Consider the following 25506-nt stretch of genomic DNA (forward strand, 5'->3'; position numbering starts at 1 on the left):
AAGGGAAAGGGGTAAGGGGAAAGGTTAAATTTATCCCTTTACCCTTTACCCTTTACCCTTTACCCCACTCCCCACTCCCCACTCCCCACTCCCTCATCCCCTCAAGGAGACAACCGCTCAATTTTCCAAGTGCCATCATCTAAACGGCTATAAAGTAAGCGATCGTGCAAACGGCTGGGGCGACCTTGCCAAAACTCAATTTCTATGGGGATCACTCGTAAGCCTCCCCAATGAGGTGGTCGGGGAATCTCCTGATTTTCATATTTGCTTTCAAACTCCTGCAAACGTCGCTCAAGAACTTCTCGGCTTTCTATCACCTCACTTTGATTAGATATCCATGCACCCAGGCGACTGTTAGGAGGGCGACTATGAAAATACTGGTCAGACTCAGTTTCGGAAACTTTCTCTACATATCCCGAAATTCGCACTTGACGTTCCAGTTCTGCCCACCAGAAGACTAAAGCCGCCTGGGGATTTTCTGCTAGTTCTTGCCCTTTGTGACTGTTGTAGTTAGTAAAGAAAGCAAAGCCCCGTTCATCAAAATCTTTGAGTAATACCATTCTGGCTGAGGGCTTACCATCTGGTGTGGCAGTGGCAATGGTCATGGCATTGGGTTCAGGCAGTTGCGCTACTAGTGCCTGATCGAACCATTTTTTAAATTGGATAAACGGATTGAGGTCAACTTCAAGCTCGCTCAAACCTTCTAAGGTATAGTCTTTGCGAAGGTCGGCTACGGTTTTGTCCATTTTTATTTACTTCCTTAGTAACAGATACGCCTATACATATCTTTGTTAAAAATATCTATGATGATGATCAGCGCCATCAAGAATTTTATAAATTCTCTCAAAGAATATCTAAAATAGGTTGCATAAGATGCGCCGTTCGGCCTCCCTTCAACGCTTATTAATTTATGGTCTGAGCGGCCCGATTATCGCTCTCAATGTCTGGCTAATTTCCTTGCTTTTTCGCTATTTCCAGCATCCCATTACCGTCTTGAGCATTGCGGCTATTCTGGCTTTTCTACTAAATTACCCAGTTAAGTTATTTGAACGTGCCCGGATCACGCGCACTCAAGCGGTGATCATAGTTTTACTTGCAACATTAACTTTGTTTGGGATTCTGGGCATCACCCTAGTGCCGTTGATTATTGACCAAACAATCCAACTGTTAAATAATATCCCTGATTGGTTAGGTGCCAGTCAAGCAAACTTAGAGCAGTATGAGATGCTGGCAAAAAAACGACGTTTGCCAATTGATCTGAGAGTTGTGAGCAGTCAAATCAATGCAAATATTCAGAATCTAGTACAACAGCTAGCTTCTGGTGCAGTGGGATTTGCTGGAACACTGCTATCAGGATTACTTGACGTAGTGTTAGTCATCGTGCTTGCATTTTATATGCTTTTATATGGCGATCGCGTCTGGTATGGACTGGTCAATCTTTTGCCTTCTAATATTGGAGATCCCCTCACCTCATCCTTGCGCCTAAATTTTCAAAACTTCTTCCTCAGCCAGTTATTGCTAGGACTGTTCATGGTGCTAGCCCTGACGCCAATTTTCTTGGTGATGAAAGTGCCCTTTGCCCTATTGTTTGCCATACTAATCGGGATCTCGGAACTTATTCCCTTTATCGGGGCCTCTCTTGGCATTGGTTTAGTGACGATTTTAGTACTGCTGCAAAATTGGTGGTTAGCAGTTCAAGTTGCCATAGCGGCAATTCTCATGCAGCAGGTTAAAGATAACTTGTTAGCTCCCAGGTTACTCGGCAATTTTATTGGGCTGAATCCCATCTGGATTTTTGTAGCTATTTTGATGGGGTTTGAGATTGCTGGGTTGTTGGGGACGCTTGTTGCTGTTCCCATTGCTGGTACTATTAAAGGCACTTTCGATGCGATCAAGAACGGCAAGCCAAGTGACTTTGTTTCAACTGTTACTATTGCTCATGACCCGCCCCCTGATTAAGAGGGCAGGGGAGGCAGGGGAAGCAGGGGAAATGAGGGACAGGGGAAAAGGTTAAAGGGTAAAGGGATAAATTTAACCTTTCCCCTTACCCCTTTCCCTTTCCCCAATGAATGCCCAATGCCCAATGCCCAATGCTCAAAGTTGCACAATCCGATCTCACAATTCACAATGGTGATTGATTACAAATTTCAGGGAATACTGCCAACAGGCAATTACTGTTATTAATTAACTTAGAACCCGTTAATGGAAGCTTCCGAGCTATTAGAAACAATCACACTGCTGATTTACCAAGCTGAACAGGGAGAAATTGACCCTTGGGATGTCCAAGTGATTGAGGTGATTGACCGTTACTTAGAACTGATGGCACCGGAGTCAATAGGAAGAGGGTATGAAGCGGACTTGTCTCAATCTGGACAGGCTTTTTTGTCAGCATCAATGCTGGTATTATTCAAAGCCAATACCTTGATGCAATTGTCAACAGTAGGAGATATCCAGGATGGTGTAGTAGATGATTCCCTATTTGAAGATGAAGACGGAATATCACATCACGGTCATCGTCTACCATTAGAACGGCAATTGCGTCGTCGTCCATCGGCGATGCCGCCACCAAAGCGCCGGGTGACTTTGCAAGAGTTAATCAAGCAATTGCAGATTATGGCGAACCAGCTAAAACTGGTAGAAAAAGTCAGCAAACCTATCCGTCCCAGACGTCTGCCAAGCGTCCAAAGGATGCGGGAGGCACTGGAGTTAGCTCACCAGGAAAATCTGACGGAAGTAGCTGGAGAACTAGAGCAGGTTTTGCATGTGTCGGCAAGGGAGCTAAATTTAGAACAAAATTGGTTGAATCTAGAACAACTTGTAGAGTTGTGGACTCAGACAAAGCTTTTCAACCAAAATGGGTCTGGACATGATTCTAAAGACAGTCATTTAGTTAGCGTTTTCTGGGCGCTACTGTTACTCTCGGCTCAATCAAAAGTAGAGCTATTTCAAGAGGAGTTTTACCATGAGATTAAAGTTCGGCTACTTACAGATTCACCTAAGACCGGTAATCCTTTTGAGCAGTCGATGAACTAAAAAAGCCAACAGTAGCCTTACAGATAATTTACAGATTTTTGATTCAGTTCCAAAATCCGAGTAAATTGAAAAGATAAGCGATCGCTTGTCATCTAAGTATACATATGGTTGTAATAACCACTAAATTCCTGTTATCCCTATTCTGGGGGATGACTTAGAGCAGAAATAAAAACTGATGATTAAGTATCACTCGATGAAAGTAAACTGGCTTGTGGTTGAGGAATAAATTTTTATGAAAGCGATGATTCTCGCGGCTGGCAAGGGTACTCGCGTACGTCCGATTACCTATACAATTCCTAAACCAATGATTCCCATCCTGCAAAAGCCAGTGATGGAGTTCTTGCTGGAACTGTTACGCCAACATGGATTTGACCAAATTATGGTCAACGTTAGTCATTTGGCTGAGGAAATAGAAAACTATTTTCGTGACGGTCAGCGGTTTGGGGTGCAGATTGCCTATTCCTTTGAAGGGAAAATTGATGACGACGGTAAACTAGAAGGTGAAGCAATAGGTTCAGCTGGAGGGATGCGGCGCATCCAAGACTTCTCACCGTTTTTTGATGATACCTTTGTGGTGTTGTGCGGTGATGCTTTAATTGATTTGGATTTAACTGCGGCAGTTAAATGGCATAGAGCTAAAGGCTCGATCGCTACTATTATTACGAAATCTGTCCCCAAAGAAGAAGTTTCTAGCTACGGTGTGGTGGTAACAGACGAAGAGGGGCGTGTTAAAGCTTTCCAAGAAAAACCTTCAACTGAAGAAGCCCTTAGCACCAATATCAACACAGGTATTTACATTTTTGAACCAGAGGTTTTTAATTATATACCCTCTGGTGTCGAATATGACATTGGTGGCCAATTATTCCCTAAATTGGTGGAAATCGAAGCCCCCTTCTACGCCATCCCTATGGATTTTGAATGGGTAGATATTGGGAAAGTTCCAGATTATTGGCGGGCAATTCGTGGTGTACTGCTGGGTGAAATTAAGAATGTGCAAATCCCCGGTCATGAAGTTGCCCCTGGCATCTACACGGGCTTAAATGTTGCCGTGAATTGGGACAAAGTGGATATCACAGGCCCAGTTTACATTGGCGGAATGACGAGAATAGAGGACGGAGCTAAAATTGTCGGTCCAGCGATGATTGGCCCTAATTGTTGGATATGTAGTGGCGCAACAGTGGAAAACAGCGTCATTTTTGAATGGTCGCGCCTGGGTCCAGGAGTGCGTTTAGTCGATAAGCTGGTGTTTGGACGTTATTGCGTAGATAAAACTGGCGCTGCAATAGATGTTCAAGCGGCTGCTTTAGACTGGCTGATTACTGATGCTCGTCAGACTCCACCATCACATACTCCTCTTGAACTACAAGCGATAGAGGAATTGTTGGGGACAAACGTAATTTAGGGAATGGGGAATGGGGGGATGAGGGACAGGGGAAAAGGTTAAAGGGGAAGGGGAAAAGGTTAAAGGGGAAAGGGGAAAGGCTAAAGGAATAAATTTAACCTTTCCCCTTACCCCTTTCCCTTTCCCCATACCCACTGCCCAATTCCCAATCCTAACTATTTAGATACGTATATCTTCTGAGACTCTGCTCGTAGGTTTGCAGCAATCGCTGAGATTCCGCTAGGGTAATGCGCTTCTCTTCTAATGCTTTCTCGCAACGCTGGCGAATGTTTTCCACCATATCTTCGGAGTCATACTGGACGTAGCTCACCACCTCACTCATGGTGTCACCTTTGACAACGTGTTCAATCTGGTAGCCTTTGGGCGTTAATTGGATGTGAACGGCGTTGGTGTCGCCAAATAGGTTGTGCAAATTGCCCATGATTTCCTGGTAAGCTCCATTCAAGAACATTCCCAAATAATAGGGTTCTCCAGGCTTGTAGCTGTGTAGTTCTAAAACCGATTTGACATCGCGCAGGTCAATAAAGCGGTCGATTTTGCCATCACTGTCGCAGGTGAGGTCTGCTAAAATTCCTCGGCGGATTGGTTCTTCATCCAACCTGTGGATTGGCATGATTGGGAATAGCTGATCGATCGCCCAGCAATCTGGTGCTGATTGAAACACTGACATATTGACGTAGTAGATGGAAGCCATGATTTTTTCTAGGTCTTCCAGTTCATCAGGTACGTATTCTTGCTGCCTAGTTATGTCTAGAATTTTCTGACAACAAGCCCAGTAGAGGCGTTCGGCTTTGGCTCGTTCTCGGAGGCGTAAAATTCCTAAGTTGAAGCGACTGATAGCTTCTTCTTTGAATTGTGCCGCATCGTGGTAGAACTCCTGATAGTTTTCTTTGTTGATGGATTGGTAAGTTTCCCAAAGATAATTGATAATCGGGGATTCTCCCTCTTGTGGAGGTTCTGGTGAATCTAGGGGGACATCGCTAGTACTGAGAACATCAAAAATCAGCACCGATTGATGGGAAGCGATCGCTCGTCCACTTTCACTAATCAGTGTTGGTACGGGAATTTGTCGCTCTGCACAAGTATCTTTTAACTCTGCCACGATGTCGTTAGCATAGTTCTGCATGTTGTAATTTTTCGATGCATAGAAGTTGGTTTGGGAGCCATCGTAATCTACGCCCAAGCCGCCACCAACATCAAGATATTTCATATCTGCTCCCAGCATTGCCAATTCCACATAAATGCGGCTGGCTTCTTGGATAGCATCTTTAATTACATTGATGGCAGAAATTTGTGAGCCAATGTGGAAGTGCATCAACTGCAAAGAATCGAGCAGGTTAGCTTCGCGTAACTTGTCAACAGCCTCGATTACCTCAGGCATTGTCAAACCAAATTTAGCGCGATCGCCACTAGAGGTTCCCCAACGCCCCATGCCTTGGGTACTGAGTTTAGCACGAACACCTAATATTGGCTTAATACCTAACTGGCGATTGGCATCAATCACCAAATCAACCTCTTCAATCTGTTCTATGACGATGATTGGTGTTTGCCCTAGTCTTTGGGCTAACATTGCCGTTTCAATATATTCCCGGTCTTTATAGCCGTTGCAAACTAATAATGCTCCTGGTGTATCCAGGACAGCCAGAGCAATCATTAATTCTGGCTTGGAACCAGCTTCTAAACCAAATTGATGGGGTTTGCCAAACTTGACTAAATCTTCAATCAAATGCCGCTCTTGATTGCACTTGACAGGAAACACGCCACGGTAGACACCAGGGTAATTGTAGCGGGCGATCGCTTTGGCAAAACAAGCATTCAAGCGCTCAATCCGGTCTTCTAAAATGTCGGAAAAGCGAATCAACATGGGAAGCCCCAAGTTGCGCTGCTTCATGGCGTTGACCAATTCAAACAAGTCAAGAGATCCGCCGCGATCGCCCTTTGGTGACACGGTAACGTGACCAGCAGCGCTAATGGAAAAATAAGGTTGTCCCCAACCCTCAATGCGGTACAAGGCTTCACTATCCTCAATTTTCCAGGAGCGAGGTAAATCTCCTGCGGTAGGACTAGGTGGTAACAGTTTTTTTTGCTTATGATTTTTCACTTCTTTGTGTCCATTGGACGGTACTTGTACCACCTCGTCAGATGTAGCAGTTGAATCAGCACCCATTTCTTCCTAACCTCTGTTTTTCACCCACGAATTAACAATTTAACGCATTCATTTGGGAACGTATATGCACCCAATGATAATTTCTGAGATAAACTCTGATTGGTCAAGAGTCATGTGTCATTAGTCATTGGTCATTGGTCATTAGTACAAAACCCTGAGACTCAAGACAGAGGATGACAAATGACAAAGGACAAAATAAAAAATTCATTAATTTTTTGGAGATAGCTTTGGAACGTACATTCTTAGCAATTAAGCCAGATGGAGTACAACGGGGATTAGTGGGGGAAATTATCCGTCGCTTTGAAACCAAAGGTTTTACCCTAGTTGGTTTAAAGTTCCTGAAAGTCAGTCGAGAATTGGCTGAACAACATTATGATGTTCACCGGGAACGTCCCTTTTTTGGCGGTTTAGTGGAATTTATCACTTCTAGCCCAATCGTGGCGATGGTATGGGAAGGTGATGGCGTTGTTGCATCTGCCAGAAAGATTATTGGTGCAACAAACCCCTTAACAGCAGAGCCGGGAACGATTCGGGGCGATTTTGGCCTGAATATTGGTCGCAACTTGATCCACGGTTCTGATGCTCAAGAAACCGCGCAACGGGAAATAGCCCTATGGTTTAAGGATGAAGAATTAGTCAATTGGCAACCACACATAACCCCTTGGTTGCACGAGTAAGAGATTAGGGAGTAGGGAATGGGGAAAGGGAAAGGGGTAAGAGGAAAGGTTAAATTTATCCCTTTACCCTTTCCCCTTTAACCTTTTCCCCTGTCTCTCATCCCCTTCATCCCCCTCACTTACTTCGAGACTTCACTCTTCTCCGGTTCTACTTGAGCCAATTCAGTGCCAACACGCTTGGAAAAGCCCCACCCTAAAATCAGGAAGATGGCAGTAATCATGATCCATTCTGGTGGAACTAAATTATCGTTCACCACTTTCAACAACAGACGCAAGCCCACGAAAGCTACAGTTATATAGCCTGCGTCTTCTAGGTTTTCATATTCGTCTAACCAACGGATAAACAATCCCGCCATGAATCGCAGCGTAATAATACCAATTGTTGCACCCGTCAGCACTAGCCATTTTTCTTGAGAAACTGCGATCGCAGTTGTCACGCTATCCAAAGAAAATGCCAAATCTGTAAATGCAATCACTGGTATCGCTTGCAACAATGAATTAAACCGCGGCCCGTGATGGTGATCGTCTTTAGTTTCTTCCGAGGTAAAGTGTTGGAATACCAACCACAGTAGATAAGCAGCGCCCAATAATTCAAATTGCCAGAATTGTTGCACCCAAGTGGCAGTGAGAATGAGGCTGATTCGCAGCACATAGGCAGCAACTAAACCAAAGTTGAGTGCTTTACGCTCAAGTTCTTCGTCTTCCAACCCCCTAGCGATCGCAGCCAAGGCGATCGCATTGTCGGCAGATAACAGCGCCTCTAAAAGCACCAGGATCAGCAGAACTATAAGGGCTTCAAGGCTGAAATGAAAGTCGAGGTAATCAAAAATTCGGTCTAGCATTCCGGGTTTCTCAAACAGAAAAAATTAAAATTTGACAAGAACAGAGATTTATATATTAAAAATCGCAATAAATTGCCACTCTAATTCAGCTTAACGTGCTTGTGGTGCATTTTGAAGAGGGTTGAATGTGTGCGATCGCCCTACAAGTGGGGTAATTTGCGTATAAGTCAATACACCCAAAGTTTTAACATCTAGCTTAGTGCGATCGCAATGGACTGCTGTCAGTTCGCATCTAGAATTAGAAGATGAGAACAAAAATATGGTATTAACTTATGAATATTTCCTTAACAACCGAGCTTGAGCAGTTCATTCAAGGTCAAGTTGCAAGCGGGAAGTACACCTCAAATGAGGAAGTGATTCTTGCTGGTATTAGGCTGTTAGAAGAACGGGAACGTATTTACAAGGGTCGGTTTGAGGAACTGCAAAGAGAAATTGCGATCGGGGTTGAGCAACTCGATCGCGGAGAACGACTCGACGGTAGAGAAGTAATCGAGCAACTGCGTCAAAAGAACCAAGCTTTGAGAAGGACTCAGGGGCAATAATGAGTTTATATTTTCTATCGCCTCAAGCTACCCAAGACTTACAAGAAATTAACGATTATTTGTTTGCTGGAAATCCAGATTCCGCAGATAGGTTGCTCACACTCATTAATCAAAAGTTGGATACTTTGGCACAATTTCCCAGCATGGGACGTAGACGGGATGAACTTCTAACTGCGTTGCGAAGCTTTCCAGTTGATGATTATTTGATATTTTACCGCCCAATTGCAGAGGGGATTGAAGTTGTGCGAATAGTAAGTGGCTACCGCGATTTAGAGGCGCTATTTTCGATTTAGAGGCGCTATTTTTAGATGATGATTCACGGTAATAATTTTTAGTCTATTAGAAAACAAATCTTGTTACAGTAAGCTTTAGCTTCTCTTTCTAGACGTTCAATCTCTCTTTGCCACGGCTCAAGCCTGTGTTCTCGCTTTCGTAATTTTTCTGCTATGGGGTTTCTGGAAGGCTGGGTATTTGGATTAGGCAAAATTCCATGATTTTTAAGCCAAGTAGGGGAAAATTCCTGCCAAAGATAAACATGATCATGTCTATCGCCACCCAGACAGCGAATGCGTTTGATTGAAAGTGTGGATTCACCGAAAAGAATTTGCTGATTCCTGGAATTTTTAGGAAACAGGCGCGTCTCACCACCTCTTCCACGAAAGAACTCGACTAAAAACCACTCACCAAAATCGAATATACAAACCTCTGTTGGATCACTACCATCATCCTCTAGTAGATCAACATCATCTTGGATTTGATACCCTATGGCAATTTGTGATGTCTTGGGTAACAAGATGCGAAGCCGTTCAAAGCGGTTACTGTAATTAGCCCAAAAATCCCTGCGACTACATAGCCGATTTGACTCGAAGTTTTCTAAATCCAGCTTGTTCAATATGAGATTTACTAACTTTTGGAAATCACCATAATTGATACCTCCAATCCACTCTCTAAGTCTTTGTCTTGCTGGATCTGAAAGTTTATACCAATTTTCACCATTTCTATAGTTATTTCGCAACCAATCAACCAGTAAAGAATGATTGCTTGCTATATCATTGGAAACATTAGTTAGCAAACGATTAACAGCTTTTATTTGCTGACTATCTGACATTTCATCCAAACAACTTAGCAACCATCTTACTTGCTGCTGACTTGGAGAGCGAATTGTAGTAAAATATGGCGTTATGTCTTCTATAAATTTGCTAAATAATGGAATCCAAATAGGTAAATTTTCTTTGATTGTGTTTAGCAATTCAGTTCGATTAATACGCTGTTCGCAAGTAATTTTTGCTAATTCTATACCTGCTTGTGTACTGCGAAACGCCCGAATAATTTGAACTGGTAGTAGGTGACTAACTAAGTCAGAATTAGCAAAAATATCAAAAGATTCAGCTAAAGACTGTGTTAACACCTGTTCTTGCCGATCGCCATAATAAAGAGCTATACGCCACAATAGCTGATGTTGCAACCATGAGTTATAAATTGCTACCTTCCAAATGGCTGCTGATGTTTTCCTAGATCGGTCAATATTTTGCTGATCCCACTGTGCTTTAGCATGAATGCAATAAACCCAGTCCAACTTACTTACTTGATCAGCTTTATCCTGTTCAATAGCTTCCAATATTTTATCAATGCTTGGTATTGATATTGTTGTATCTGGTAAGTTACTTGCAAGCTGAATAAGTTGATTAGGACTATACTTAGGAGTTTCAGGTAGGGAAAGAATAGAAAACTGAGAATTCAAAGTTGTAGCTCCTTTAGAGAGAGGTTTTTACAATATCTTTTTTTAACTCATCACTGCGAAACTGAAAGCGGAAAACTACCTTGCGATCGCCTGGATTATCACGTTTTTTGTCAGATTCAATTTCTCCACGACCAGCAGCCAATATTTTCTGGCTTAAAGGTGTTTTTGTAGGAAAATTCATATCATAAAAAATGTAGTTGTAAACTGATGATGATCGCAACAAGCTTAGTTGTAAATTAGTTTTATCGTCTCCATCTGAGCTAGTATGACCTTCTATAACTACGCGGCTAATTTCCTGCTCAAATTCTGGTTTTGAGAAAATAACCCCACTGTAAACAGGAATAAAGCTGCGTAGAAAAGCTTTACCTTCTGCTTTTAGTTCGGTACTTCCCTTGGCAAAAAGAATTGATTCTTGGATACTGACATCCCCTGTTTCTGGGTTGACTTTAACATTGATATTGTTGCTTTTCATCTGTCCCACAACATTACCAATTACTACCCGTTTTGGTACATCCTTTTGTGCAAGCTGGAGTAGTGCAGTAATAAATAGCAAAGCAAAAAACATTAGTAAACCAGACATTAGATCGCCAATAGACAGATAGATACTAGAGTCATCATCCTCTATAATCTCTGCATCAATTTCACCTCTGATAAAATCATCCATGATTGCTTCCACCATTACCAAATTGGTAGTTATCATGTGCAGCAACTAGAACTTTTGCTGTCTCTAGCAAACCTCCGCAAACTCTAGCCATAGAAGTATCTGCTTGTTGGAAAAAGCTTTCCTGTAAGTCAACAGTCCTTTGCATAGAACTTTCAAGGTGACTCTGCCAAGACTCAAGACTATTGTGAAATGTTTTATTCAAACTTATGTATGAATTATCAACTATTTGCACTTGCTGACCAATTCCGCTTGCAAGCTTTTCTAGTTGAATTAGTCGTTGTGCATCATTTAATCCAGCCGCACTAACTAATTTGTTAATTTGTTCGACAGATGTTTGAATTTTAGTCATACTTTTGTCTACCTCTTGAGTCAATTCACTACGTCTTTGAGATTCTTCTCGGAAGACTTTATCAAGATTGTTCACAACCCCAGATAATCCATCTCGTTGTTTGCCTAGTGTCCCCTCAAGTAAGTTGTTTTGTTGTTGAAAGAATGTCTGTAAATTTGTTTGATATTCTTCCCTAAATCTTGTCAAATCATCTTCTACTGTATGGCGAGTTGCTGTAAGTGTTGCGTCGATATTTCCTAAAGTAGCCAGAAGATTATCCTTCGCATCATTCATCAATCCAGAAGCTTGATTACCCACTGTTTGTAGAGTATTAGTTTGCTCATGAAAGGTTTTATTGGCTTGGGTGAGAATTTGGATAATTCCAGTCCGAGTAGCTTGAAGCATCTGCTGTTCTACTGCTGCGCGTTCTTGTAGCGCTGTCTGAAGTTCTTCTCGAATTCCCCGGAAGGTAGCAGCAGCTTCTACTGCACTTTCTTTAAAAGCACTTCGCTGGGCTGTCATTCCTTCGATACTTTGAGCTACACCTCGATTAATTTCGTGAGATGTTTGTTGTATAACTCCTGTAGTTTCAGTTTGGAATTGACTCAAAGTTTGTCCCATATTGTTAGCAAATCCTTGAAGCATCTGCTGTTCTACTATTGCCCGTTCTTGTAGTGCTGTCTGAAGTTCCTCTCGAATTCCTCGGAAGGTAGCAGCAGCTTCTACTGCACTTTCTTTAAAAGCACTTCGCTGGGCTGTCATTCCTTGGATACTTTGGTCTACGGCTCTATTAATTTCGTCGGCTGTTAGTTGTAAAACACCTCTTGTATCTGTTTGAAATTGATTGAGAGTGTATCCCAGGTGGTTAGCGAATACTTGGAGTTCGACCAAAGTTTCTTTTTGAAAGTTCTGAATTGTCAAGATGGAACTTGCCAAACTTTGAGATATACCACCCAATTCTCTATGCAGAGCCAGCACAGCTTCAGAAGCTTGTTGGGTTAACTCTGCACTTTTATCTAGTCGATCTGCAATGGGTTCGAGTACCTGAACTCGCATATCCTTAATGAGTTCTTCTAAAACTCTCTGTCCCTGATTTTCTTGGAGTTCTCGAAGTTGTTTCTGCTCTTTGAAAATTGCTTCTAAAGCTGGAAATATTTGCTGACGCACGGCTAGACCAATAGCTTGGGCTGATAATTGATTTAATCCGTCGAACTGTTCTGCTATGCTCTTACCTACAGATTTACCAATGGCTTCAGCACTCAGTTGATTTAACCCGGCGAACTGTTCTGTTATACTCTTACCCACAGATTTACCAATGGCTTCAGCACTCAGTTGGTTTAACCCTGACAAATTATTTCCTACACGGATAAATGCTTCAACTAGATCACCATTGTTATTGTCTGCCATTTTCAAAATTGCGATCGCCTTCAATTTCTGACGCAGACTATCACGCCGTTTCTGCCGTAGCGAATCACACCCAAACAAAACTAGAGTAAACAAGCTACCAGAACCAAGCCCCATCAAGGAAGTGGAAAAAGCTGTTTTCATTCCTACCAGTAGTCCTTTACTGGCAGTCATCAATTCTTTAGAATTTTCTGTAGATAAATTTATTCCTTGGAGTCCCTCTTGTATACCGTAAAAGGTTCCTAAAACGCCGATGGCAGTACACAAGGTTATCACAAAGCGCAGGGAACTACGAGGTATGGGATGGGCTAAGACAGACGGATGCTTTATCAGTATGAAATTACCATCTTTTTGTCTGAATCTACTAGAGTCATCGGTTCCTAAATGATCTTTTAACCATTGGCGAACTTGGTTTGAAAGCTTTACATTTTTACCATTTTTCAAATTACTCAAAAATTTAATAGAGGCTCCAGTTATGCCACACTCTGAGCGCCAATACTGAAATAATGTGTAAAGCTCGACAATAATTGCGGCTATTAAGACAAAAGCAATTGTCCAATGAAAAGGTTCGTTATCCCAAATAATGTCCCAAAGTTTTGCTATTTCCACGCTGCACCCCCCTTGTTTATCTTGGTTATATCTTTTTGAATTTATCTAATTCTTTATCCGTAAAAACTTCTTGAGCTATCCGCATTGGAAGATGTTCTGCATATAGGCGTTCTCCTATAGGTTCTCGGAGACGTAAGCTGTAAAGTGGTTCACCTTCTGATTCTTTATCCTCAATTAAATAAACCTGTTCTGGTGCATAGCTTCGCAACAAACGCACTTGCAAACAGGTTTTTAAATCCCGTGAAGAAATAGATAGGGGTGAATCTTGTCCAAATAATTCACAAGCCACTTTCCAAGCGTGGTTAACTGCCACAATTTCTTTAACCAATTTATCCACCGAGGGGTAAAGTAGTTTTGCGGTTTCACTAATCAATATTTTTGACCTACCTGCTTGAGCTTCAATAGGTCTATAATTCCCAAAATGGGAACTTTTATTTAACTTTTATTGGTAAATCTATTTTGATAAAAGTAGTTTTTGATGCCAAACCACTCTTTGAGCGTTGAAAAAATGTAGAGTGTGTTATCGCTGTTACTGTGTTAGTTAGCGTAACCAAAAACCTGAAATAGTGCGTTACGAAAGCCGTAATACACCCTACAGCTATTTTAGTAAAAGCGAGAGTTGCGATCGCACTAGCTGTTATTGGTTCATAAACAATTGAAATTTTGCAACAAATACTTAGGGTATGTGCAATTGAGATACCTCACCTTGATTTGACTATATAAAATTTGTCCCTCTTCTTAGTAACGCTACGGTGTACACACAAGTCACCAGTTTTATCAGAAAAAGCTAGGTTCAAAACCTCGCCTCTGGTGGGCGAAAAAATCCTTGTTTCTCAAGGTAGGTAAAAATCTCACCCCTTGTGGCTGGTTGAATTAATTGCGAATTGCGTTAGCGTAGCTGACTTTTCACGTTATGTGGAAAAGTCCACCAAAAACCTAACCCTCTAACCCCCTTCCCGACACGGGAAGGGGAAAAATTCAAAGTCTCTCTCCTTTTAGGAGAGAGATTTAGAGAGAGGTTTTCCAAATGCCGCTGAATTGTCAGGTTAGCGAAGCGGGGCGTAGCCCATTGCGTTAGCGAAGCGGGGCGTTAGCCCATTGCGAATTGGTTTTATCCCCATACGCTTGGGATAAGCCAGAAACCCCTCATGTAGAGACGTGATTTATCGCGTCTAAAAAACTGACACGTTAAGAAGACGCGATAAATCGCCGTCTCTACAAAGAATGTACTCGTTAATTATTCCTTTAGAGACTACTAAGTAGATAAACAAAATTAATTACACAATGTCATTGCGAATGCAGCGAAGCGAAATGAAGCAATCGCAAGGGCTGGGATTGCTTCGCTTCGCTCACAATGACTGTAATTAATTTTGCGTGGTTACTTATTTCCGACTTGTGTGTACACCTTAGTTAGCTTTCCAAGGGGAGGGTTAGGGTGGGGTAAAGCGTATGTAGGACAAGCGTTTGAGCTTAATTTAACACCAATGGGTACGCCGTGCCCCTACGGATGTACTGCAAACTAATTTTTTCTAATCGCTGCTTGATAGCGACCTAGAGCTATTAAAGGAAAGTATTGTTGATACATATGATACTTAAGATAAAAATGGCAAGGGAAGCCAGTACCTGTAAAGTCCGCCTCAAACCAAGTACCATCTGGCTGTTGAGTTGCCATGAGGTAGGCAATTCCGCGCTCGATGCTCTCAAGAGCTAATTTACTAGTTGCTTCACCTGCTGCTAAGAGGCCAATTAAAGCCCAAGCAGTTTGCGATGCAGTACTATTTCCTTTTCCTTTAAGACTGGGGTCATTGTAGCTGCGGCAAGTTTCACCCCAACCACCATCTGGATTTTGACATCCAACTAACCAAGCTGCTCCTCGTTCTATACTGAGTTTATGCCTTTGAGGGTCAATCAAGGCCAAGGCTGATAAAACGCCACTGGTTCCGTAAATATAATTTACACCCCAACGACCAAACCAACAGCCTTCGGTTTCTTGTTCGCGCAGAAGATAAGTAAGCGATCGCTCTAAATTATAATTATCAATTGACAAATCACAAGCACCCAGCATTTCTAGCACCCTAGCCGTAACATCTGCGGTGTTTGGATCAATCATGGCTTTTAAGTCGCCATAAGGAATTGAGTTAAGCCAATCTTGATCGTTATCCAAATCAAAGGCAGCCCACCCACCTGGTTTACATTGCATAGATGCAATCCAGTTTAACGCACGAGCGATCGCAGCCTGTTTGATTTTTTCATTGGGAAGTTTCGCCAAATGTAGAGCCATCACCACTACAGCCGAGTCGTCTACATCGGGATAAAAGCGATTGTCAAATTCAAAAGCCCAAGCCCCTGGTTTTCCCTGACGATTTTTTACAGCCCAATCTCCGTAATCCAAAATTTGCTTTTGCAGTAACCATTCGCCAGCTTGCACCACAGCGGGATGATCTGGTGCAAAGCCAGATTCGACTAAAGCACGCATCGCCCAAGCAGTATCCCAAACTGGTGAAATACAAGGCTGGACTCGGTAGCTATCTTCTGTTTCAATAGCAAAGTTATCAATTGCTTGCAAACCTCGTTCTACAATCGGATCGCTTCGGTCATAATCCAGACACCGCAAAGCCAGCATTGAATTCAACATCGCTGGAATAATGCCGCCCCAGTCGCCTGTAGCTTCTTGGCGCTCTAAAATCCACTTTTCGGCGGCTTTGATGCCTTCTTCACGAAAAGGTACTAAATTCAGGCTTTCTGCCAACTTGAATCCTTGATCAAGTGTGAGGAATAAATCTGTCCAATCGCCAGCTTGGGGTAATTCCCACCGGACTCGATCAACACCTTCAGCGTATAGCTCATCTAGGTTGATAGTTGGGTTAGTGATAAAAACAGGTTTGCGATCGCATACAATCAGCAACGGTACAGTACTGGAACGCGCCCAACTAGACATCTCGTAAATATTAACTGGAAAAGCTTTTGGCAACAGCATTATCCAAGGTGGTAGCGAGGGAATACCGCGCCAGTTGTAGCAGCCAATCAAGGCTAGGTGCAACTTGGTAAAAATCCGAGTTTTGCTGATACCACCCCGTTGGAGAATAAAAGCTTTCGCTCTAATCATCGCCGGATCATTTGCTGGTACACCTAACAGCCTCAGCGCCATGTAAGCTTCAACCGAGGTGCTAAGTTCTCCGCCATCACCGTAGTAAAGTTCCCAGCCGCCATGCTGCCGTTGCTCTTGGCGCAGGTATGTTTCAACTTTGTGCAAAGGTCTGCCTTGGTCTGTTCCCCAAATTTTATGCAGGAGGACGACTTCAGCAGTGATGGTGACATTAGATTCTAACTCTGCCCACCAATAACCTGCCGGATTTTGAATCGAAAGCAAATATTGTTGGCTAGCTGCGATCGCTTCTGCGACTTGATTGACTTTTACCCTGTCTTGTGTTTGCATCAAAAACTATTTAACCTCAACACCCAACACTAGTTTTGAACACGGCAATATTATGATGAAAAAATTTTTTCTTTATTTAGTAGACATAGTATTCTGTCTGAGTCACTGAGAATTTGCAATAGGTCATGGATGTAATTGTATTAGGATTGATGCTCTTATCCTTGACAATTTGGTTAGGATTAATGTGTTTTTGGGGACAGTTTTGGCGGACAGACCAGCAATTAGAGGTTACAGAAACTCAGCTAGAATCTTTACCTGTGGTTTGTGCCGTCGTTCCAGCGCGTAACGAAGCTGAGTTAATACCAACTAGTTTGCGATCGCTCTTACTCCAAGATTATCCTGGTTCTTTCAACGTGTTTTTGGTAGACGATCGCAGCACAGACCGGACAGCAAATTTTGCCGAAGGGGTTGCACACGCTGTAGGTAAACCCCAGCAATTGCATATTATCTCTGGTGAATCACTGCCTCCTGGTTGGTCGGGTAAACTTTGGGCAGTTGAGCAAGGTATAAACAGCGCTAGTAAATTTGCACCCGACTATTTTTTGCTGACCGACGCAGATATTGCACATGATCCAGGTAATCTCCGCCGACTGGTTGCTAAAGCTGTGCAGGAAGATTTAGACCTGGTTTCGGTAATGGTGCGACTCAGGTGTGAAAGCTTTTGGGAAAAACTTTTGATTCCAGCTTTCGTCTTTTTCTTCCAGAAACTCTATCCTTTTCGCTGGGTGAATAATCCCAACAATCCCACAGCCGCCGCAGCAGGAGGATCTATTCTGATCGCCCGTGAAGCTTTAGAGCGAATCGGTGGTATTCAAGTCATTCGCCAAGCTCTAATTGACGATTGCGCCCTGGCGATGGCGGTTAAGAAGAGCAGGGGAGCAGGGGAGCAGGGGAGCAGGGGAGACAAAGAAAATAACCATGCCCACAATGCTCAACACCTAATCCCCAGCCAAGGGCGTATCTGGCTAGGATTGAGTAGCTTGACTTGCAGTCTGCGTCCTTATGACTCGCTGGCGACAATTTGGGATATGGTTGCTCGTACTGCCTATACTCAACTGAATTATTCGCCATTACTATTATTGGGAACTTTAGTAGGAATGCCTCTGATTTATCTAGTTCCACCTGTGTGTGTAATTCTGGGCGTAGTTTGGGGCAATTGGGCGATCGCACTTACAGGTTTATTAGGATGGTTGTTAATGTCGTTAGCTTACTACCCAACGATCCGCTTTTATAAATGTTCTCCCTTGTTAGCATTTAGTTTACCTGCGATCGCTTTTCTCTATACTTTGATGACTCTAGATTCAGCACTTCGTCACTGGCAAGGGCGCGGCGGCGCTTGGAAAGGAAGAGTTTATCCCGTAAAATCCAAATAAGCCAAAAGTGGTTATTTAAAATAGTTATCAAAACAGACAATCAATCCAAACTCTAGAATCCGTTCTCAAAACCTTAATCACAGGCAGAACAACATGGGCAAAGTGACAGGTTAATTCAATATGAATTAATCAAATAATTATGGATTCGTCAATATTCACAGCGTGCTGAAGCTCTCTTGGTCACTAAACTACGGAGTTCCACAGAAATCAAATTAGAAGTCATGTTAAGCTCTTACGTCTTTAATTTGCACTAATATTTTCCAACATACTTGTGGGGTGGGCATCTTGCCCGCCCTGATTGTACAAATTGTATACATAACAGTTTAGCTGATTACAGAATAAGCTCGTGCTTTTAATAAAATCATCATTTGCTCTAGCTGCTCGTAAACATCTAATTCTGCTAATTCAATTTGACTGAGTGTTGCAGAGCGATTTTTTTCTATTAATTCTTGTAGGCGTGTTTGAGATTGAAATGAAACTTTAAAATTAATAATTTCTTCTGGTTTTAGCCCCTTAATTAAAAAATCAATAACTTCTTGATAAACTGCTGGAATATTTGTAGTTTCAGGATTACTTGTTGCCTGAATATTTGTTGGTAGATTAACAACGTCTAGTAATCGCCAAAGCAATTCGGGTAAGCGATTTTGCAGAGGTTCTAAACATTGAGCTAGTTCATCGGGAATTTGAATAGTGAATTCTGCCATTGGTGCTTTTGTTGCGATTTTGCACTTTTAAAAATATGTATTGTATCCTAATTATAGCTTTCAAATCAACCTTTGCATGAGATGTAATTGTTTTGATACGGGCATCACACCTCAATACTTAGCATCATTGATTTATCCTTCTTAAATGCATTGAGCAAATATCAGGCACGAAAGCTAAAATTAAAGTAAGCCGAAAGTGGTTGATTAAAAAAATTATGACAACCGCAACACCAACAAATAATCCTGTTATTGTCCCCAAAAAGCTGCCTTTTCTGGAGTCGATTTGTTGGCAGACTGCTGATGTATATCGGTTTACTCCAGAAGAAATGCTGAGTCGCTACGAGCGTGGTTGGCAATATTGCAGCCTATTTAATAATCTTGAAGGTGAAGAACTCAGTTTCCTTAAGGAACTTGCCAGACGGTATAAATCCTGGTTGCAAGTTTGTTTAAGCTAATGAGTATTTAAGTTGCATAACACCAGGGCTGAAGCCCTTACTACAAGCAAATCAGTCTGGAAAAATGAATGACGATTAGCAGATGACAGTTCTTGAATGCTTAGATTTTGAAATACTTAGGAAGGGTTCTGCTGACTTCGGTGGCGGAACCCTTTTGAACAACATGATATCTTTGCTGATTTAGAAACACAAATTAAAAAACAAGAAGATTCTTAAACAGATAGCGTTACCCATGCCCAATGCCCCATGCCCAATTCCCAATTCCCAATTCCCCATTCCCCATTCCTAATTCCTAAATCCTTGAAGCTGTTTGTTTATCACTCGCAAGACTAACAGGCAATGGTTGAGCAGCTTTCAACACCGCATCCAGCAACCCTGGAAACAGCACCTCTAAATCTTCACGCCGTAGGATGTTAATATGCTGTGTCCCTTCTTTGCGTGTCAAAACTATCCCAGACTCCCGCAAAATCTTAAAATGATTGGACATGGTAGACTTAGCGATCGCAAAATCAAAGCTGGCACAGCATTGTTCCCCCTCAGTAGCCAACCGCCGCACAATCTCTAGCCGCACCGGATCGCCCAATGCATACAGCACGCCCGGTAAAGAAATATTTTTTCTATCTGGATGATAAAGAAATCTCATAGTTGCATTATCTCATCAGGTGGCATATATTTTTATTATTCGATATTATCGAATTATAGAATTAATTAGGAAGGCAATTTATGTCATCCATTACAAATGTCACAGAAGCCACATTCAAGCAAGAAGTTTTGGAAAGTGAGATTCCGGTATTAGTGGACTTTTGGGCACCGTGGTGCGGTCCTTGCCGGATGGTCGGTCCAGTCGTCGATGAAGTTGCTGCTGAATACGAAGGACAGGTGAAATTTGTGAAGCTGAACACAGATCAAAATCCTACTGTTGCCAGCCATTATGGAATTCGCAGCATCCCGACGCTGATGGTTTTTAAGGGAGGTCGTCAGGTTGATACTGTCGTAGGGGCAGTTCCAAAAACTACCTTGAATAAGACCTTAGCACAGCATCTTTAATTTAAGTAAAGGGGAGTGGGGAGTAGGGAGTAGAGAGTAGGGGAGCAGAAAGCAGGGGGAAAATTCCTCTCCTTTGCAACCTTCCCCTTCACCTCTGCCTCTTGTACCCAATTACCAATGCCCCATTCCCCACTCCCTACTCCCAATTCCTAAATTCTGTTTCAACTAACGGGGAAAGAGCGAAATGGACTTGAAGTTACATGGTAAATCCGCGTTGGTGAGTGGCTCAACCGCAGGTATTGGTTTGGCGATCGCCCTTGGGTTAGCTCAAGAGGGGGCATCAGTAATTGTCAACGGTCGGTCTGAAGAAAGAGTAGCCCAAGCGTAGGCGTAGCCCGCCGTAGGCATCGCCAAAATTAAGCATTATACACCCGACGCGAAAGTTTCTGGTGTTGTTGCTGACGCAGGCACTGCATCAGGGATAGAGCAACTCTTTCAAAAAGTTCCTCACGTTGATATTCTCATAAACAATTTAGGTATTTATGAGCCAAAAACCTTCTTTGATATTACTGATGAAGACTGGTTAAACATATTTGAGGTTAACGTCCTCAGTGGAGTCCGTTTGAGTCGGCAATATCTGCAAAAGCAGCTAGAGCAAAACTGGGGGCGGATAATTTTTATCTCCAGCGAATCTGCTATTCAGATCCCAGTGGAAATGATTCATTACGGCACAACTAAGACAGCGCAACTTGCTGTTGCACGAGGTCTAGCAGAAATGACTGTCGGAACTGGAGTCACGGTAAACTCCGTTCTACCAGGACCAACCCGTTCAGAAGGAGTTGAAGACTTTATCACTAAGCTGGCGCAGGAACGTGGCATTAGTGTAAGTGAAGTTGAGGCTGAGTTTTTTCAGAATGTGCGTCCCAGTTCCCTAATCAAACGCTTTGCAACTAACGAAGAAGTAGCAGCGATCGTAGTCTACCTTTCTAGTCCCGTAGCTTCAGCAACTAATGGTGCAGCTTTGCGAGTAGATGGTGGCGTTATTCGGTCGATTGTTTAGTTTGTGAGTGGGGAGTGAGGAGCAGGGGAGTAGGGAGAGCAGGGGAGCAGGGGAGCAGAGAAGGAAAAAAACTAATGCCCAATGACCAATGACCAATGACCAATGACCAATGACCAATGACTAATGACAAATGACTAAAATAATTTGGAGATAAAACCAATGACTAGTGATATCAACTTATTCTCTCCTTACCAATTAGGAAATCTGGAACTACCTAACCGGATAGTAATGGCACCCTTAACCCGAAACAGGGCAGGTCAAGGAAACGTACCACACCAACTGAATGCTACCTACTACGTCCAACGTGCTTCCGCCGGACTGATTATTGCAGAAGCAACACAGGTAACTCCTGAAGGACAGGGTTATCCCGCTACACCAGGAATTCATTCATCAGAACAGGTGGAGGGCTGGAAGTTAGTGACTGATGCCGTACATCAGCACGGAGGCAGAATTTTTCTGCAACTATGGCACGTAGGCAGGATTTCTCACCCTGACTTACAACCGAATGGAGCTTTACCTGTTGCACCTTCTGCCATTGCTGCTAAAGGTGAGGCTGCAACTTATCAGGGGCCAAAACCCTTTGTGACTCCCCGCGCTTTAGAAACTTCGGAAATACCGCAAATAGTCGAACAGTACCGTCAGGGAGCGGCAAATGCCCTAGCGGCTGGGTTTGATGGGGTGGAAATTCACGGAGCTAATGGTTATTTAATAGATCAGTTTCTCCGCGATCGCACCAATCAACGTACAGATAAATATGGGGGTTCCATTGAGAATCGCGCCCGATTTTTGTTAGAAGTGACAGAGGCGGTAACTAGCGTGTGGGATTCTAACCGAGTAGGGGTACGTTTATCTCCCAGTGGGACTTTTAACGATATAGGTGACTCTAATCCTCTGGAGACATTCGGTTATGCGGCTCAAGCATTGAACCAATTTAATTTGGCATATCTGCATATTTTTGAGGCAACAGAGGCAGACATTAGACATGGCGGGATAGTTGTCCCCACTAGTCATATACGCGATCGCTTTACAGGTACACTCATTGTCAATGGTGGTTATACCCGTGAAAAAGGCGATGCAGTGCTGGCAAACAAAGCAGCAGATTTAGTTGCCTTTGGCACATTATTTATATCAAACCCAGATTTACCCCGCCGCTTGGCTTTGAATGCACCACTAAATCAAGCAGATCAAGCAACCTTTTATGGTGGCGGTGAAAAGGGATATACAGACTATCCATTTTGGTCGGCTGCTAATGAGCAGGTAGCTAACGCATAATTCTGGTAATCTACTTTCAAGCAACTTTTTACACCACTAGAGTATTTCGTCCAATCTTAAAAATCGCTACAGCAGCTTTATAACCCAACCATCAGGAGAATCTCATGAGTTCCATCACCCAAACTCAACCTTTAGATGTACCAAGTGCGATCTCTCAACGTCGTTCCATCAAAACTTTTAAAACAGACCCCATCGCCCCAGAACTGCTCAAGCAACTGGTAGAGTTGACCGTGGCAGCGCCCAGCAGCTTTAATATCCAAGACTGGCAAATTATTCTTGTGCAAGATGAAGCGCAAAAGGCAGCATTATCAGCAGCATCGTGGAATCAACAGCAAATTGTCCAAGCACCTGTAACCTTTGTCTTTGCCGCCGATCCTAACGCAGGCGAACAAAACTTGACCCCAATTTTTGAGCGGGCAACTGAAACTGGGGCATGGAATGAAGGCACGGTAAACTATTTCAAAACCGCTATCCCACAATTTCAAGCTGGGCTGGGTGACAAGCGACGTGAATATGCAATCAAAGATGCCATCATTGCTGCTACCCATTTGGTGTTAGCAGCAGAAAGTCTGGGATTATCCACTTGTTTTATGAACGGTTGGATTGAGAATCAGGTAAAGGAAGTGATTGGGGCTGGGGATAATCCAGATTTAGCGATCGCTGTTTTAGTTCCTGTTGGCTATGCCGCAGAACCACGCTTAAATCCAGGTCGTTTACCATTCTCCTTCAAGGTCTCTGTAGATAGAATCGGTAATCCTTATGCAGGGTAGCTTTCTCTAAATATTGATGGTGCAATCCGTTCAGCAGTTCGCCAAAATCCAGGAGATAATCCTGATAGTACCCTTGACCAAACAATTCGCAATTCGCAGTTAAATACGAGAAATCGTTTAATTGCTTAATTGTTAATTAGTGGGTTTCAAGCTCCCATTGATTTTAATTGCGTTAGCGGAGCGGGGCGTAGCAAGAGTGCGAATTGGGTTGACCCGGATGCTATTACTCAAACTTATCTGAGTACCCTACGCCAATCCCGCAGTGCTTGGACATGGGAAGTAGAACTACGTCCGTGGGTAGAGAACTTCTAGCCTAGACAATTGTTACAAAAATGGTTTTGCAGGTATGAAAATTGATTTTGGTGCAACTGCTACTGATTATGCAAAACACCGCGCTGGCTTTCCCAGTTCATTATTTAATAAACTGTCTGAATATGGTATAGGTTTACCAGGGCAGAACATTGTTGATCTTGGTACAGGAACAGGAACACTAGCGCGGGGCTTTGCGGATAGAGGTGCTTATGTGATTGGCATAGACCCATCAGTTTCACTTTTAGAACAAGCAATACTGTTAAGCGAATCTACTCAAATTAAAGTAGATTATCGAGTCGCAACTGCCGAGAATACCGACTTACTAGACGCAAGTGCGGATGTTGTCACCGCTGGACAATGTTGGCATTGGTTTGATCGTCCCCAGGCCGTCCAAGAAATTACTCGGATACTAAGAAAAAATGGCTTGCTTGCGATCGCTCATTTTGATTGGATACCCTTAAAAGGTAATGTAGTTCACGCAACAGAACAACTGATCAAGGCTCATAATCCCGCGTGGAACTTGGACGGCGGTAATGGATTGTATCCCCTGTGGTTACAAGACATTGGCGAAGGAGGATTCCGAGAAATCCGCACATTTTCTTACGATGTATTTGTGTCTTATACACATGAAGCTTGGCGGGGACGAATTCGTGCTAGTGCTGGTGTAGGAGCCAGTTTGACACCAGAAAAGGTAGAAGTATTTGACCAGGAATTGGCGGCATTACTCGAAGCAAAATATCCCACGCCAATTCTTCAGGTTCACCACAGAGTTTGGGCAGCGATCGCCAAATCACCACAATAAATTTATAGCGAAACCTCTGCGTGGCTAAACTGCGGGAAGGCAAAGCGCTTATAAGTTTAAATTCCAACCCTGAATATAAGGAAAAATAACCATGATTGATCTTTATTATTGGACAACTCCAAACGGTCATAAAATCACGATTTTTTTGGAAGAAGTCGGCTTACCATATACCATAATTCCTGTGAATATTGGGTCTGGAGATCAATTTAAGCCAGAATTTCTGAAGATTTCTCCTAACAACCGTATCCCCGCGATCGTTGACCACGAACCAGCAGATGGAGGTGCGCCAATTTCTATATTTGAGTCTGGTGCAATCTTGCTATATTTGGCAGAAAAAACCGGGAAATTAATTCCTCAAGATTTACGTAATCGCACTCAAGTTTTAGAATGGTTGTTTTGGCAAATGGCAGGTCTGGGGCCAATGGCGGGACAAAATCATCACTTTAGCGCCTACGCTCCCGAAAAAATAGAATATGCCATTAACCGCTATGTGAATGAGACGGGACGCTTATATGGAGTGCTGAATAAGCAACTAGCAGATAAAGAATTTGTCGCTGGCGATTATTCCATCGCCGATATTGCTGCCTATCCCTGGATTGTGCCTTATGAGCGCCAAAGTCAGAATCTAGAAGATTTTCCTCATCTCAAGCGGTGGTTTGAGGCAGTTAAAGCCCGTCCGGCAACAATTCGCGCCTACGAAAAAGCAGAAGCACTGAAAACTCAAGCGCTTGATCCAGATAAGTCAAGAGATTTGTTATTTAACCAGTCGGCGAAGACTATTCAACCTTGAGCGTTTTAAATTGTCACTGTGGCGATCGCTAATTTATACCATTTCTACTTGAATAATGATACAAATACGCTGGTAGGGGCATGGCAATGCCCATTGGTGTCAACTTAAACAAAAAGAAACCGTAAGATGTAATCTA

At 42.9% G+C, this 25506-nt stretch carries 24 protein-coding genes and 1 pseudogene; 14 read left to right on the forward strand and 11 right to left on the reverse strand.

Annotated features, from left to right (window positions below):
* Window positions 1-101 precede the first annotated feature (101 nt).
* On the reverse strand, window positions 102-746 hold the full coding sequence (pdxH, locus tag VB740_RS25865; RefSeq protein WP_323202727.1) for a pyridoxamine 5'-phosphate oxidase: 645 nt from the start codon (window positions 744-746) through the stop codon (window positions 102-104).
* 127 nt (window positions 747-873) lie between these two features.
* Here pdxH and VB740_RS25870 point away from each other — a divergent pair, with 127 nt between their 5' ends.
* The 3 genes from VB740_RS25870 (at window position 874) to VB740_RS25880 (ending at window position 4435) form a co-directional block, all read left to right on the forward strand.
* Complete coding sequence (locus tag VB740_RS25870) at window positions 874-1959, forward strand: AI-2E family transporter (protein ID WP_323202728.1); 1086 nt, start codon at window positions 874-876, stop codon at window positions 1957-1959.
* A gap of 243 nt (window positions 1960-2202) precedes the next feature.
* Entirely contained in the window at window positions 2203-3033 is an 831-nt protein-coding gene (locus tag VB740_RS25875) for a ScpA family protein (protein ID WP_323202729.1), read from the forward strand.
* Window positions 3034-3265: 232 nt separating this feature from the next.
* Window positions 3266-4435 (forward strand): NDP-sugar synthase, encoded by a 1170-nt coding sequence (locus tag VB740_RS25880; RefSeq protein ID WP_323202730.1) that lies wholly within the window; start codon window positions 3266-3268, stop codon window positions 4433-4435.
* Between the two features lie 151 nt (window positions 4436-4586).
* Here the strand turns inward: VB740_RS25880 and speA are convergent, their stop codons facing one another.
* Window positions 4587-6602, reverse strand: coding sequence for a biosynthetic arginine decarboxylase (gene speA, locus VB740_RS25885; protein ID WP_323202731.1), 2016 nt, complete (start codon window positions 6600-6602; stop codon window positions 4587-4589).
* Between the two features lie 227 nt (window positions 6603-6829).
* Here speA and ndk point away from each other — a divergent pair, with 227 nt between their 5' ends.
* Entirely contained in the window at window positions 6830-7279 is a 450-nt protein-coding gene (ndk, locus tag VB740_RS25890) for a nucleoside-diphosphate kinase (protein WP_323202755.1), read from the forward strand.
* Between the two features lie 119 nt (window positions 7280-7398).
* On the opposite strand, the gene VB740_RS25895 is transcribed toward ndk, so the two are convergent.
* Together VB740_RS25895 and VB740_RS25900 are read right to left on the reverse strand one after the other, a co-directional pair.
* Complete coding sequence (locus VB740_RS25895) at window positions 7399-8121, reverse strand: TerC family protein (RefSeq protein ID WP_323202732.1); 723 nt, start codon at window positions 8119-8121, stop codon at window positions 7399-7401.
* Between the two features lie 90 nt (window positions 8122-8211).
* The gene (locus VB740_RS25900) at window positions 8212-8376 is read right to left on the reverse strand and encodes a hypothetical protein (protein ID WP_323202733.1); all 165 of its coding nucleotides are present in this window, start codon (window positions 8374-8376) and stop codon (window positions 8212-8214) included.
* Window positions 8377-8393: 17 nt separating this feature from the next.
* Between VB740_RS25900 and VB740_RS25905 the strand changes: the two genes are divergently transcribed.
* Both VB740_RS25905 and VB740_RS25910 read left to right on the forward strand, forming a co-directional pair.
* The gene (locus tag VB740_RS25905; protein ID WP_181929438.1) at window positions 8394-8663 is read left to right on the forward strand and encodes a type II toxin-antitoxin system ParD family antitoxin; all 270 of its coding nucleotides are present in this window, start codon (window positions 8394-8396) and stop codon (window positions 8661-8663) included.
* Window positions 8663-8956 carry a type II toxin-antitoxin system RelE/ParE family toxin gene (locus VB740_RS25910; RefSeq protein ID WP_323202734.1) on the forward strand — a complete coding sequence of 98 codons (294 nt, stop codon included), beginning with the start codon at window positions 8663-8665 and terminating at the stop codon, window positions 8954-8956. The genes VB740_RS25905 and VB740_RS25910 overlap by 1 nt, the downstream gene beginning before the upstream one ends.
* 38 nt (window positions 8957-8994) lie before the next feature.
* Here VB740_RS25910 and VB740_RS25915 read toward each other — a convergent pair whose 3' ends face one another.
* The 5 genes from VB740_RS25915 to shc all read right to left on the reverse strand — a co-directional run bounded on the left by VB740_RS25915 (window position 8995) and on the right by shc (window position 16845).
* Window positions 8995-10404, reverse strand: a complete 1410-nt coding sequence (locus VB740_RS25915; protein WP_323202735.1) for an EH signature domain-containing protein — start codon at window positions 10402-10404, stop codon at window positions 8995-8997.
* A gap of 13 nt (window positions 10405-10417) precedes the next feature.
* Window positions 10418-11104 (reverse strand): OmpA family protein, encoded by a 687-nt coding sequence (locus VB740_RS25920; protein ID WP_323202736.1) that lies wholly within the window; start codon window positions 11102-11104, stop codon window positions 10418-10420.
* The gene (locus tag VB740_RS25925) at window positions 11061-13409 is read right to left on the reverse strand and encodes a hypothetical protein (protein ID WP_323202737.1); all 2349 of its coding nucleotides are present in this window, start codon (window positions 13407-13409) and stop codon (window positions 11061-11063) included. The genes VB740_RS25920 and VB740_RS25925 overlap by 44 nt, the downstream gene beginning before the upstream one ends.
* Window positions 13410-13434: 25 nt before the next feature.
* On the reverse strand, window positions 13435-13782 hold the full coding sequence (locus tag VB740_RS25930; RefSeq protein ID WP_323202738.1) for a hypothetical protein: 348 nt from the start codon (window positions 13780-13782) through the stop codon (window positions 13435-13437).
* 1146 nt (window positions 13783-14928) lie between these two features.
* A complete protein-coding gene (gene shc, locus VB740_RS25935; protein ID WP_323202739.1) occupies window positions 14929-16845 on the reverse strand; it encodes a squalene--hopene cyclase in 1917 nt (638 codons plus the stop codon).
* A 125-nt stretch (window positions 16846-16970) separates the two neighbouring features.
* Between shc and VB740_RS25940 the strand changes: the two genes are divergently transcribed.
* The gene (locus tag VB740_RS25940; RefSeq protein WP_323202740.1) at window positions 16971-18218 is read left to right on the forward strand and encodes a glycosyltransferase; all 1248 of its coding nucleotides are present in this window, start codon (window positions 16971-16973) and stop codon (window positions 18216-18218) included.
* Window positions 18219-18541: 323 nt separating this feature from the next.
* Here the strand turns inward: VB740_RS25940 and VB740_RS25945 are convergent, their stop codons facing one another.
* A complete protein-coding gene (locus VB740_RS25945; RefSeq protein WP_323202741.1) occupies window positions 18542-18922 on the reverse strand; it encodes a hypothetical protein in 381 nt (126 codons plus the stop codon).
* A 215-nt stretch (window positions 18923-19137) separates the two neighbouring features.
* Here VB740_RS25945 and VB740_RS25950 point away from each other — a divergent pair, with 215 nt between their 5' ends.
* Window positions 19138-19377: a hypothetical protein gene (locus tag VB740_RS25950; protein ID WP_323202742.1), complete on the forward strand. Its 240-nt coding sequence runs from the start codon at window positions 19138-19140 to the stop codon at window positions 19375-19377.
* A 292-nt stretch (window positions 19378-19669) separates the two neighbouring features.
* Here the strand turns inward: VB740_RS25950 and VB740_RS25955 are convergent, their stop codons facing one another.
* On the reverse strand, window positions 19670-20020 hold the full coding sequence (locus VB740_RS25955; protein WP_323202743.1) for an ArsR/SmtB family transcription factor: 351 nt from the start codon (window positions 20018-20020) through the stop codon (window positions 19670-19672).
* An 80-nt stretch (window positions 20021-20100) separates the two neighbouring features.
* Between VB740_RS25955 and trxA the strand changes: the two genes are divergently transcribed.
* From trxA to VB740_RS25985, 6 genes and pseudogenes are all read left to right on the forward strand, one after another.
* Window positions 20101-20424 carry a thioredoxin gene (gene trxA / locus VB740_RS25960; RefSeq protein ID WP_012412473.1) on the forward strand — a complete coding sequence of 108 codons (324 nt, stop codon included), beginning with the start codon at window positions 20101-20103 and terminating at the stop codon, window positions 20422-20424.
* 184 nt (window positions 20425-20608) lie between these two features.
* Window positions 20609-21424 (forward strand): annotated as a pseudogene (locus VB740_RS25965) (SDR family NAD(P)-dependent oxidoreductase).
* A gap of 159 nt (window positions 21425-21583) precedes the next feature.
* Entirely contained in the window at window positions 21584-22696 is a 1113-nt protein-coding gene (locus tag VB740_RS25970) for an alkene reductase (RefSeq protein WP_323202744.1), read from the forward strand.
* Window positions 22697-22800: 104 nt separating this feature from the next.
* Complete coding sequence (locus tag VB740_RS25975; protein ID WP_323202745.1) at window positions 22801-23466, forward strand: nitroreductase family protein; 666 nt, start codon at window positions 22801-22803, stop codon at window positions 23464-23466.
* Window positions 23467-23812: 346 nt separating this feature from the next.
* Window positions 23813-24580 (forward strand): class I SAM-dependent methyltransferase, encoded by a 768-nt coding sequence (locus VB740_RS25980; RefSeq protein WP_323202746.1) that lies wholly within the window; start codon window positions 23813-23815, stop codon window positions 24578-24580.
* Window positions 24581-24671: 91 nt separating this feature from the next.
* On the forward strand, window positions 24672-25370 hold the full coding sequence (locus VB740_RS25985; RefSeq protein ID WP_323202747.1) for a glutathione binding-like protein: 699 nt from the start codon (window positions 24672-24674) through the stop codon (window positions 25368-25370).
* The last annotated feature ends 136 nt before the right edge of the window (window positions 25371-25506 follow it).

It is taken from the genome of Nostoc sp. UHCC 0251 (genome assembly GCF_034932245.1).
In the GTDB taxonomy this organism is placed as follows: domain Bacteria; phylum Cyanobacteriota; class Cyanobacteriia; order Cyanobacteriales; family Nostocaceae; genus Nostoc.